The organism is candidate division KSB1 bacterium, assembly GCA_034506395.1.
Taxonomy (GTDB): domain Bacteria; phylum Zhuqueibacterota; class Zhuqueibacteria; order Thermofontimicrobiales; family Thermofontimicrobiaceae; genus Thermofontimicrobium.
Genome location: JAPDPQ010000014.1, coordinates 90,452 through 102,467 on the forward strand (window position 1 = coordinate 90,452; position 12,016 = coordinate 102,467).

At 47.8% G+C, this 12,016-nt stretch carries 11 protein-coding genes; all 11 read left to right on the forward strand.

Annotated features, from left to right (window positions below):
• Positions 1-6 precede the first annotated feature (6 nt).
• The 11 genes from ONB37_11020 to ONB37_11070 all read left to right on the forward strand — a co-directional run bounded on the left by ONB37_11020 (position 7) and on the right by ONB37_11070 (position 12,005).
• Complete coding sequence (locus ONB37_11020) at positions 7-585, forward strand: OmpH family outer membrane protein (protein ID MDZ7400685.1); 579 nt, start codon at positions 7-9, stop codon at positions 583-585.
• A 37-nt stretch (positions 586-622) separates the two neighbouring features.
• Complete coding sequence (gene lpxD, locus ONB37_11025; protein MDZ7400686.1) at positions 623-1,648, forward strand: UDP-3-O-(3-hydroxymyristoyl)glucosamine N-acyltransferase; 1,026 nt, start codon at positions 623-625, stop codon at positions 1,646-1,648.
• A gap of 140 nt (positions 1,649-1,788) precedes the next feature.
• Positions 1,789-3,186: a bifunctional UDP-3-O-[3-hydroxymyristoyl] N-acetylglucosamine deacetylase/3-hydroxyacyl-ACP dehydratase gene (locus tag ONB37_11030; protein MDZ7400687.1), complete on the forward strand. Its 1,398-nt coding sequence runs from the start codon at positions 1,789-1,791 to the stop codon at positions 3,184-3,186.
• Between the two features lie 40 nt (positions 3,187-3,226).
• The gene (gene lpxA, locus ONB37_11035) at positions 3,227-4,003 is read left to right on the forward strand and encodes an acyl-ACP--UDP-N-acetylglucosamine O-acyltransferase (protein ID MDZ7400688.1); all 777 of its coding nucleotides are present in this window, start codon (positions 3,227-3,229) and stop codon (positions 4,001-4,003) included.
• 3 nt (positions 4,004-4,006) lie between these two features.
• Complete coding sequence (locus tag ONB37_11040) at positions 4,007-4,813, forward strand: lipoate--protein ligase family protein (protein MDZ7400689.1); 807 nt, start codon at positions 4,007-4,009, stop codon at positions 4,811-4,813.
• Positions 4,814-4,817: 4 nt separating this feature from the next.
• Positions 4,818-5,684: a hypothetical protein gene (locus ONB37_11045; GenBank protein MDZ7400690.1), complete on the forward strand. Its 867-nt coding sequence runs from the start codon at positions 4,818-4,820 to the stop codon at positions 5,682-5,684.
• Between the two features lie 69 nt (positions 5,685-5,753).
• Positions 5,754-6,929 carry a 1-deoxy-D-xylulose-5-phosphate reductoisomerase gene (locus tag ONB37_11050; GenBank protein ID MDZ7400691.1) on the forward strand — a complete coding sequence of 392 codons (1,176 nt, stop codon included), beginning with the start codon at positions 5,754-5,756 and terminating at the stop codon, positions 6,927-6,929.
• A gap of 228 nt (positions 6,930-7,157) precedes the next feature.
• Positions 7,158-8,432 (forward strand): RIP metalloprotease RseP, encoded by a 1,275-nt coding sequence (gene rseP, locus ONB37_11055; protein ID MDZ7400692.1) that lies wholly within the window; start codon positions 7,158-7,160, stop codon positions 8,430-8,432.
• A gap of 252 nt (positions 8,433-8,684) precedes the next feature.
• Positions 8,685-9,854, forward strand: a complete 1,170-nt coding sequence (locus ONB37_11060) for a pyridoxal phosphate-dependent aminotransferase (GenBank protein ID MDZ7400693.1) — start codon at positions 8,685-8,687, stop codon at positions 9,852-9,854.
• 77 nt (positions 9,855-9,931) lie between these two features.
• Positions 9,932-11,017, forward strand: coding sequence for a glycine cleavage system aminomethyltransferase GcvT (gene gcvT / locus ONB37_11065; protein ID MDZ7400694.1), 1,086 nt, complete (start codon positions 9,932-9,934; stop codon positions 11,015-11,017).
• Between the two features lie 250 nt (positions 11,018-11,267).
• On the forward strand, positions 11,268-12,005 hold the full coding sequence (locus ONB37_11070; protein MDZ7400695.1) for a 2-phosphosulfolactate phosphatase: 738 nt from the start codon (positions 11,268-11,270) through the stop codon (positions 12,003-12,005).
• Positions 12,006-12,016: the final 11 nt, after the last annotated feature.

The following is a 12,016-nucleotide window of genomic DNA, read 5'->3' on the forward strand; positions in this document are numbered from 1 at the left end:
GATAAGATGTTACTCAGAAATCTAACCAAAATGATGTTAGCATTAGGTCTCATGGCGCTCATGGTGACACCAGGTTTTAGCCAGAAGATGAAGATTGGGATCGTTCATTCTCAGAAAGTGATTGCTGAATTGAAAGAATGGCAAGACGCTCAGAAGAAATTAGATGAAGTCATTCGTCAATGGGAGAATGAAGGTCAGGAGATGCTCCAAAAACTGCAACAGATGCGAGAGCAATTTGATGCTCAGAGTTTGCTGTTGAGTGAGACCAAGAAAAAAGAGAAGCAGCAGGAACTGGAAGCGTTAAGTATGCAATTGCAGAAGTTTCAGCGCGAAAAATTCGACCCGCAATCTGGAGAAGTGGTCCGAAAACAGGCGGAACTCATCCAACCAGTATTGGATAAGATCAATGCGGTGATTAAAAAAATTGGTGATGAAGAGAAATTCGATTACATTTTCGACACCAATAATGGTGCGATCTTATATTTCGGCAGTGATCAGCCTGATTTGACCGATCGCGTGCTGGCAGAGTTGAACAAAGGGCAATCTGTGAAAACCGAGCCAACTAAAGGAAAAGATAATCGATAATCCCCTCTTGGCGAACAATCTCAATTGAGTATCTGTTATGGAACTTTCATTAGCCGAAATTGCCTCGCTCGTTCAAGGAGAACTGGAGGGGGATGGTTCGATCATTATTCGCGGTGTGGCAAAAATCGAAACGGCCAGTCCTGGTGAAATTACTTTTCTATCCAATCCAAAGTATGCGAAATACGTAGAAACGACCCAAGCAGCCGCAATTCTGGTGAGTCATGATTTTCCAGCAACCGATCGGCCGGTGATTCGCACAAAGAACCCCTATTTCGCGTTTTTGAAAGTGCTGCAAGTCTTTCACCCTCCCCTCGTCACCGTGGCGGAGGGGGTTCATCCGACGGCAATAGTAGATGCCACGGCTCAGCTTGGAAAAAATGTCAGAATTGGGCCTCGTGTGGTAATTGATAGAGATTGTAAGATCGGGGATGAAGTGGTCATTCATCCTGGTGTGGTGCTCGGCCCCGAAGTGGAGATCGGCCATCATACGCTGATTTACGCGAACGTTACGGTGCGCGAACGGGTGAAGATCGGCAGCAACGTGATCATCCATAGCGGGACGGTGATCGGTTCCGATGGTTTCGGATTTGCGCGCGAAGGGCAGCAATATTTCAAGATCCCTCAGGTGGGAACGGTGATCATCGAGGACGATGTGGAGATCGGCGCAAATTGTGCGATTGACCGCGCGACGCTGGGCGCGACAGTCATCCATCGAGGGGCAAAACTGGATAATTTGATTCAGGTTGCCCATAATGTTGAGATCGGCGAGAACACGGTCATCGCAGCGCAAACTGGGATCTCTGGCAGTACCAAAATTGGAAAAAACGTCATGATCGGTGGCCAAGTGGGCTTTGTCGGCCACATTGAGATCGGGGATAACACCGTCATCGGTGCACAATCTGGGGTCTCGAAAAGTTTGCCCCAGAATTCGACCTATTTCGGCTACCCCGCAAGGCCTATGATGCAAGCCAAACGTGAGGAAGCTGCGCTGCGGCGACTGCCAGATTTGTTAAAACGAGTTTCCGAGCTGGAAGCCAGGCTAGAATCTTTACTCAATAAATGAAGGTTCTAAACTGCGATCAAAACCCTTGGCGCCACAAGATCGAACCTTCTAACGCATAATCAATACTGAGAAAAATGCGACTTGGCAACCACCATGATGATTTTGGAGACTCGCTTAAGGTTTATTCTTATGGAGGTGGGATGTTAAAGAATCAACGGACTATTAAGCAACCAGTTTCTATCTCTGGCGTGGGGCTGCATACGGGTAATAGCTCCACGCTAACTTTTCTGCCAGCACCTGAAAATTACGGCATTCGGTTCAAACGGACGGACATTCCCGATTGCCCGGAAATTTTGGCCGACATCGAACACGTCGTGGATATCTCGCGGGGCACGACCATCGGTCAGAACTGTGCCGTGATTCATACTGTGGAACACGTTTTGGCTGCCATCGCCGGTTTAGAGATCGACAATATTCTGGTGGAGCTGACGAACAATGAACCGCCAGTCATCGATGGCAGTGCGCTCCCATTCGTGGAAATTCTCCTCAAAGCCGGGTTTGAGACGCAAAACTCGCCAAAGGATTATATCATCATCGAAAATACGATCGCTTATCATAATGAGGAGCGCAAGGTTGACATCATTGTCGTCCCGTCGGATCAGTTCCGCATCACTTTCATGGTCGATTATCAGAACCCAGCGTTGGGCACGCAATATACCTCACTCTATTCATTGGAAGAAGAATTTGTCACCGAATTTGCTCCAGCACGGACGTTCTGCTTTCTCCATGAGGTGGAGATGCTCAAGGAGCAAGGGCTAATTAAGGGTGGGAATGTGGATAATGCCATTGTAATTATCGATCGCGAAATTGATCAAAGTGAGTTCGATCGGCTGAAACGGCTGTTCAATATTCCCAATTCAGTCGTCTTGGGATCCAACGGCATTCTTGGCGGCAAGGAGTTACGCTTCTACAACGAACCCGTGCGACACAAGGCGCTAGATCTGATCGGTGATTTAGCCTTATTAGGTGCGCCGTTGATCGGGCATATTGTGGCGGCGCGGTCGGGTCATGCAGCCAATGTGGAATTGGTGAAGGTGCTTCGCAAGGAATTTGAAAAGAAGAAAATTACTTCCAAATATCAAAAGCGGGCGGCTGGCAAAGGTGTGGTCCTGGATATCAATGCCATACAGAAGATCCTGCCGCATCGCTATCCGTTTCTATTGGTTGATAAGATCATCGATTTGGTTCCCAAGCAGCATGTGGTCGGGATCAAAAATGTCACTGCCAATGAGCCGTTTTTCATCGGCCATTTTCCAGATCGACCGATTATGCCGGGGGTGTTGATCATCGAAGCCATGGCCCAGGTCGGCGGTATCTTGTTGTTGGATGCAGAGGCAGATCCCTCGGACAAGTTGGTGTTTTTCACTGGAATCGATAATGTCAAATTTCGCAAGCCAGTTCTGCCAGGCGATCAACTCCGATTTGAATTGGATATGGTTCGCTATCGCCGATCGATTTGCAAAATGGTCGGAAAAGCTTTTGTCGGAGACGATCTGGTCTGCGAGGCAGAACTCTCTGCTGCCGTGGTTCCACGATAATTAGGAAAGTCGAAAACAAGGTGAAAAATCCAGGAGAAAGATTGTGACGAATATCCATCCTACGGCGATTGTTGATCCGAATGCGCAACTGGGCGAAGATGTAACAGTTGGACCTTATTCTATTATTCAGGACGATGTGATTATTGGTGATGGCTGTCAGATTGGCTCGCACGTGCTCATCCACGCCGGCACGCGGATGGGAAAACGTTGCAAGGTATTCCATGGAGCAGTGTTGGGCACAGACCCTCAAGATTTAAAATACGCTGGCGAAAAGACCACCCTCGAGATCGGCGAGAGCACGACGATCAGGGAATTTTGTACGTTGAATCGGGGTAGTTCCCATCGGATGAAAACTGTGGTCGGCTCAAATACGCTGTTAATGGCGTACGTCCACGTTGCCCACGACTGCATTATTGGCAATCACGTCATCTTGGCCAATGCAGTGAATATGGCGGGGCATGTCATTATCGAGGACTATGCTTCAGTCGGGGGAATGACGCCCATCCACCAGTTCGTCAGAATTGGCAAACATGCCTTTGTTGGTGGAGGGCTGCGAGTGCCAAAAGATGTGCCTCCGTATATCTTGGCCGCAGATGAGCCGCTGACCTATGAGGGGATCAATCGGGTGGGGCTATCGCGCCGAGGTTTCTCCCCTGAAACCATGATGAAACTTCGTCAGGCCTATAAATTGCTTTATCGATCCAACCTGAACGTATCCCAGGCCTTGGCCCAGATCGAGGCAACTGTTGAACTGATTCCAGAGGTGCAAGACGTCATTAACTTTATCCGAACCAGCGAACGTGGTATCATTAAATAACCGATGAACAATTGGCGATTTCTCAATACTGGGGCCAAAAACGGCTTTTTGAACATGGCCATTGATGAAGTCCTGGCCACTCGAACGGTGCCGAAGGATAACTGGTCGATTTTCCGAGTCTATCAATGGCGACCGTATGCGATATCTTTGGGCTATAATCAAAATCCTGAGGATTTGGATTTAGAGAAATGCCGACAGGACCATATCGATGTGGTGCGGCGACCGACGGGCGGAAGGGCGGTTTTGCACGCTGAAGAGATCACGTACAGTATTATTGTGCCTAAAAATTCCGATTTCTATTCGAAAGAGATTTTGATCACTTATAATCGCATTAATAAAGGAATATTGCAGGGACTGCAGTTGCTTGGGGTCAAAGCGGAATTGGTGGAACATGCGACCGCTGAAAAGAAGAGTCGCGCGAAGGACTCCATTCCGTGTTTCTCGAGATCGGCCAAGTTTGAAATCGCATACGAGGGAAAAAAGCTGGTCGGCAGCGCTCAGCGTCGCTATGAAAATTCGATCCTGCAACATGGTTCAATCCTGGTTGGGACTTATCATTTGCGAGTGGCAGACTATATCAAAGGGCTAAAAGGGGCTCGGGCTGAACGCTTTCGTCAGGCATTAGCGGAAAAAACGATTTCGATCAGTCAAATTTTATCTGCCCCAGTTAATTACGATCGAATTGTTTGGGCACTGAAAACTGGCTTTCAACAATGTTTCGATATTCACTTCTTCGAGGGACAATTAACGCCTCAAGAATATGCTGAGGCCCAGAAGCTCGCCAAAAAATATCAGAACTTAGGAGGATAAGCCTATGAAAACCCGATTCATCTCGATTCTGCTGATGATCGTAGGGCTCATCGTTAGCGTTGGTGTTGCTGTGAGTCAGGATTTGAACTTGGAAAATATGGTTCGACCTCCCAGCACGGTCAGTGATCCTGAGCAAGCACGGGCACAGGCGATTTCCAACCTGGATGAGGCAATCGCGCCATTGCTGGATCTGTTCGCTTTTTATACCGGTGGCGGCCTCTACCATTCCGCCAAGGTCCATGGATTGGGAGGTTTTGACGTCGGCGTACGCGTAGTGACGATGCTGATCACAGAAGACCAGAAACCAACTCTGCCATTTCCTCAGAGTCAGGATTTCAAGCCTGCCCAGGGTGGGATTTTCCGCAATGTCGACCTCATGCCTTTGCCGTTGCTTCAGGTGAGCATCGGGCTGCCAGGGGATCTTGAGGCGATGGGACGCTTTTTCACCTACCCCCTTGGCGAGGGCGAGGACGAAGGAAATATCACGCTGATCGGACTGGGGGTCAAATACGGTTTATTACAAAATATTCTGCTTCCCAGGATTGCCATCGTTGCCTCGTACCATTATCTCCAGGTTCCTGAGAAATTCGATTTTGCCAGTGTCAATGATATCAGTGCGGCCCTGGTCATCAGCAAAGGCTTCCCGCTGATCGATTTCTATGGCGGTATCGGGTACGATTATACCACCCTCAAGGTGAAGCTCCAATTGGGCAATCCGATCGGCGAAGTTAATAAAGAATATAATCGGGGCAATGTTCGCGGCAATGTGGGCCTAAAGATCAAGCCAATTCCGTTTCTATTCATTCATGCCGATTACAATTTTGGCGGCTTTCAGGGATTCAATGCCGGGCTGGGCTTGAGTTTTCGCTAATATTGCAACTGCCCCAGCACGACGGTTCGCGGTTGGGGCTAGAATCTAATAAAACTTCATTGACTTGGCATGAAACGCATTACCCTGCTGGGCGCTACCGGCTCGATCGGCAGAAATTGCCTGGAGGTCATTAGAGCTCATCCACAAGATTTCAAGATCATTGGCCTTTCCACCCATCATCGGGTGGATTTGCTATATCAGCAGTGCCAGGAATTTCGACCTGTTGCAGTGTGCATCACTGGGGACAATTTCCCGCTTGCTGTCCTCGATCAGATCGCCGCGCTAGGGATCGAGATCATGACCGGGGAAGAAGGGCTATTAGAGCTGGTCCATCGCTACGATGTCGATGTGCTGGTCAATGGGCTGGTAGGCATCAGCGGATTGCACGCCACCCTGGCTGCCATCAAGGGCCGAACCGAAATCGCATTGGCCAATAAAGAGCTTTTGGTCATGGCCGGGGGCATCATCATGTCCCTAGCAGATATCTATGGCGTGAGAATATTGCCGATCGATAGCGAGCACAGCGCGATTTTCCAATGCCTGCAGGGTGAAAACCCATCGCAGATCCATCGGGTGATTCTTACGGCTTCTGGCGGACCGTTTCAAAAATACTCCCCAGAACAATTAGCGCAAGTCACTGTGGAGCAGGCAGTGCAGCACCCCAATTGGTTCATGGGAAGAAATATTAGCATCGATGCCGCAACGCTAATGAACAAAGGATTTGAGGTCATTGAAACCCATTGGCTGTTTGGCGTGCCTGGCGACCGAATCGAGGTGGTTATTCACCCTGAATCCATCATTCATTCCATGGTGGAATTCGTCGATGGCGCGATCAAAGCGCAGATGGCAATTCCTGATATCCGGCAAGCGATCCAATATGCCCTAACTTATCCAGAGCGCAAACCGCTGGAGTGTCAGCGAGTCTCCTTCGATCGCATCAGACAGTTGAGCTTTGAACCGCCTGATCTGCAGCGATTTCCAGCGCTAAAACTGGCTTATGAAGCGTTGAAGCTTGGAGGCACTGCACCTGCCGTATTGAACGCCGCCAACGATCGTGCCCGTCAAGCCTTTATTGAGAAACAAATCAAATTCACTCAGATCCCAAATCTGGTAGAGCAAGCCCTTGATCAACACAAGGTGATCGAAAATCCTGGATTGGAAGATTTATTGGCCTCAGATATCTGGGCAAGAAATTTTGTGGATGAAATTGTTCAACAGCAGCAGGTCCTGGTGGTGTCATTTTGATTCCAGATCTGCCTTATCGGAATTAAAGCTGGAAAAAGCAAAACGATCAGATCAAATTGAAATTGAGACAGTGAATCTATGCCCTTCTTCTAACAGGGGCAGAAGAATGAATCATTCAAAACTTCATGTCGATCTTCGCAGAACAAAGAGAAAAATCAGTTCTGCGTTGCATGGGGAGATGAGAATGATAGGAGTGCAAATTTTTATCGATTGTTTGGAGTGAATTCAATGGAAGCAATTTTGAGATTGGTGATTGGCCTTGGGATTTTGGTATTTGTGCATGAATTCGGACATTTTATTTTGGCTAAGCTGGTGGGAATTCGGGTGGACCGGTTTTCATTAGGCTTTCCCCCTCGAATGATTGGAAAAAAGATCGGCGATACGGATTATTGCATCTCGTGGATCCCATTAGGTGGTTATGTGAAATTGGCTGGCATGATCGATGAGAGTATGGATAAGGACGCCATCAAGGGCGAACCGTGGGAGTTTATGTCAAAACCCATCTATCAGCGATTCATGGTGATCCTGGCTGGCCCTGTGATGAATATCGGCCTTGCCATTTTGATTTTTGGCAGCATCGCTTACTTTTCGGGGATTAAAGAGCCAGTTGGTCTGGCCGTCGGTCATATCAAATCACCCCAGGTTGCAGCGGTAACAGGCTTACAGAGTGGAGATGTGATCGTAAAAATGAACGATCAACCGGTTTTGACCTGGGCTGAGCTTGAGGCGAAATCCAAAGGGCTGGATACGATACGAATTGCCTTCGAGCGGGAGGGAGCTTATCATACGACAGTTTTTGCAGCGAATTATTTAGACAGCCTCCCTCAAACAGTGCCAGCCATTGTTGGTGATTTGCAGGAAGGATTTCCTGGCAAGGCGGCTGGGCTTCAGGTCGGCGATCGGATTATTTTCATTGATGAACAGCCGATTCGAACCTGGGAGGAAATGACCGAGGTGATTCATAGCAGTCCCGAAAAGCCCTTGCAATTCGTCTGGCTTCGTCAGACCGATACATTGCGAGCAACGATCGTCCCAAAGCGACAGAAGCTTCAGGATCGCGAGATCGGCTTGATCGGCATCAGTCTGGCTGTTCAAGAGAAAGACATCAATCTCGTGCAGGCCATTGCGTATGGGGGCAGTTATTCCTGGCAGATCACTCGACTCATCGGTAGATCGCTCAAAATGATCATTACTGGTAAGCAGGATTTTAAAGAGGCCTTTGCTGGACCTATCATGATAGCCAAAATGGCTAAGGATAGCGCGCGTGAGGGCGAGTCGAATTACATCGCTTTTATCGCATTTCTGAGTTTGAACCTCGGCCTGCTCAATTTGCTCCCCATCCCAGTGCTCGACGGCGGTCATCTGCTCTTCCTGACGATTGAGGCGATCATCCGTCGGCCAATTTCACCGAAAGCAAAATTGGTTATTCAGCAAATCGGAATGGCCTTGATTATCGCCCTCATGTTGTTCGTGATCATCAATGATATCCGTCGCGTCTGGTAAAAGGATTTTTAAATGGCAATCAAGTAAATCCCCCACTCTGTTGGGGGATTACTTTATGGTTTGAATAGTTCTCAAGTCTTGTTCAATCAAGCAATAAAAAAGCTTGACAATGAGCGATAATTTTGCTATTTTTTTGAGGCACGATGAAAAAATCGCTCCATTTTATGGCCACAGAAAAGCAAAACTAATTTCATATAAATCGTAATCAGGACGGTAAATTTACTATCTCAATGTGGAAAGGGATCTGATATGATGAAGTTAGCCGAAAGGATGTCTCGATTAGGAACCGAAACTGCTTTTGAGGTGCTAGCAAAGGCAAAGGCACTGGAGGCCCGAGGTCAGCAAGTCATTCATCTCGAGATTGGGGAGCCAGATTTTGATACTCCGCGCAATATCATTGATGCTGCGATCAAAGCGCTGAATGAAGGCAAAACCCATTATAGCCCCGCAGCAGGGATCTCAGAACTCCGCGAGGTGCTGGCCGAAGACATTGGAAAACGTCGGAACATTAAAATCCAGCCCGATCAAGTAGTGGTCACTCCAGGGGCAAAGCCGATCATGTTTTTTACGATTCTTGCCCTGGTTGATGAAGGAGATGAGGTGATGTATCCCAATCCCGGTTTCCCGATTTATGAATCGATCATCGACTTCGTCGGAGCAAAATCAGTTCCTTATCCACTTCGAGAGGAGAAAGAATTTCGGTTCGATATCGACGAGTTCATGTCCCTGATCTCAGATCGAACCAAGCTGATTATTTTGAACACGCCGCAAAATCCGACTGGCGGCATTTTGACCGAAAGCGATCTAAAAGCAGTAGCCCAGGTGGCTCAAGAAAAAGATATCTACGTGCTATCCGATGAAGTTTATATGAACATAATCTATGAAGGCGTGCATCATAGCATCGCTTCTCTTCCCGGGATGCAAGAGCGGACCATTATTCTGGATGGATTTTCAAAGACCTATGCTATGACTGGCTGGCGATTGGGATACGGGGCCATGCCCAAAGATTTGGCGGACAAAGTCGTCCAATTGCAGATCAACAGCAACTCCTGCACCGCCACTTTCTCGCAATATGCCGGCATTGAAGCAATTCGCGGTCCCCAGGATGCAGTTTATCAAATGGTAGCAGAATTCAAAAAACGTCGAGATGTCATCGTTGACGGTCTGAACGCTATTCCCGGCTTGAGTTGCTTACGGCCCCATGGTGCCTTCTATGTGTTCCCAAATATCAAACAATTGGGGATCGATGGGAAAAAATTTGCAGATCTATTATTGGAAAAATTTGGCGTCGCGGTTTTGTCTGGAACCGCATTTGGCAAATACGGCAACGGGTACCTCAGACTCTCTTATGCCAATTCCATTCCCAATATCGAAAAAGCACTCGATCGAATTGAACAAGCAGTGAAATCCATCAAAGCATAAGCTGGTTTAAACCACATGCGCGAGATTCCAGATTATTTTATATCTGATTTAAAGACGAGGAAAGGGAAATAACACCAATGATCAAAAAGACTGCGCTATACGAAATCCATCAAAGACTGGGGGCGAAAATCGTCGAGTTCGCTGGGTTCTACATGCCGATTCAATACAAAGGGATCACCGAGGAGCACCTCCGAGTGCGACATGCTGTCGGGATGTTCGACGTTTCTCACATGGGAGAATTTGAGTTTGTCGGCCCACGAGCCACGGATTTCTTGCAATTGATGACTATTAATGATGTAAAAAGCTTAAACCTCTATCAGGCTCAGTATTCTGCTATGTGCTATGATGATGGCGGGATTGTGGATGATCTCTTGATCTATCGTTTTCCTGAAAAATATATCATGGTAGTGAATGCTGCCAATATTGAAAAAGATTTTGCCTGGCTGCTCAAGCATCTCATCGATGGCGTGATCATGAAGAATCGCAGTGATGACTATTCCCTTTTAGCCGTCCAAGGCCCAAAAGCTGCCGCCACCCTCCAGAAATTGACTCGAGTCAATCTGGCCGAAGTTAAGACCTATTGGTTCACAGAAGGTGAGCTGGCTGGAGTAAAGATGATGATTGCTCGCACTGGCTACACGGGCGAGGATGGCTTCGAACTCATGTTCGCCGCGGAGCATTCTGAGCGCGTTTGGGAAGCTGTGATGCAAGCTGGCAAGGAATTTGATATCGAGCCGATCGGCTTGGGCGCCAGGGACACGTTGCGTTTGGAGATGAAGTATTGCCTTTATGGCAATGACATCGATCAGACCACCAACCCGCTGGAGGCAGGCCTAGGATGGATCACAAAATTGGATAAAGGAGATTTTATCGGCCGCGATGCCATTCTGAAAGCGAAAAATGATGGCTTAAAACGGAAGCTCATCGGGTTTGAAATGGACGGCCGAGCTATCCCGCGCCATGGCTATCCGATTTATGCGAATTCAGAAAACATCGGGACCGTCACCAGCGGCATGTTCTCTCCGATGTTGCAAAAGCCAATTGGCCTGGGTTATGTGGCCGTCGCTCACGCCGCCATTGATTCGCCTTTACAAATCGATATTCGCGGGAAACAATTCCCAGCTAAAGTGGTGAAAACGCCGTTCTATAAACGGCCCTATTAGATCATCGTTGCGAAGCTTCGAACATTCGCAGCGATTGGATTGTGAACTTTTCAGGTGGTTCGACCATCCGATTTGGAACTGATTCCATCGCTTAAAGTGATGGAATCAGTTCCAAACCTATGCGATTGGAAGAAGAGAAAATTGCGCAAAAGTTTCATTTGGATGATCTTGATGAAACTGCCATTAGATTAATCTATAAATCGTGACTATAAGCTGTTGTGGTAATAGATAGATAACAAAGGGATTCTGTTTGAAGATCGATGTGTTTCTCAGTCGCTCAGAGATTCAAGCTGAGAGATTGAAGGATCGTTTGGCTCTTATTATTGATGTCTGGCGCGCCAGTAGTAGCATGATTACGGCCCTGGCTAACGGGAGTCGCTCGATCATCCCGGTAGCCGAGGTGGCTACTGCCAGACAATTGTTGCAACGCTATCCCCCGGGTTCGACATTGCTGGCTGGTGAACGGAATGAGCTGCCAATCCCCGGGTTTGATCTTTCTAATTCACCATTGGAATACCGCAGTGATCAAATCAAAGGGAAACGGATCATCTTTACCAGTTCCAATGGTGCGCAATTGTTTGATGTTGCGCGAACGGCTCGGAGCATAGTGGTGGCTGGCTTTTTAAATAGCTCACGGATCAGCGAATATATTTTAGAAAACCGACTCGATGTTGCCATGCTCTGTGCCGGAAAAAATGCACAATTCGGCCTTGAGGATGCAGTTTGCGCGGGCATGATCATTCGAAAAATTCAACAACATTCCGTCGATCAAGAACAACTCGAACTCAATGATGGTGCGCGGGCAGCGCTGATATTATATAAGTATTACGCCAATGACCTTTCTCAAATGATCCATCACGCCTCTCATGGTAGGAGATTGATGGAGTTGGGACAAAGGAACGATCTATTGGCTTCTCTCGCAGTGGATGCCATTCCAATTGTCCCAAAAATGAGAAACGGCGAGCTTATTTTATCGGACGAGGAGTGATGTTGTTAGCG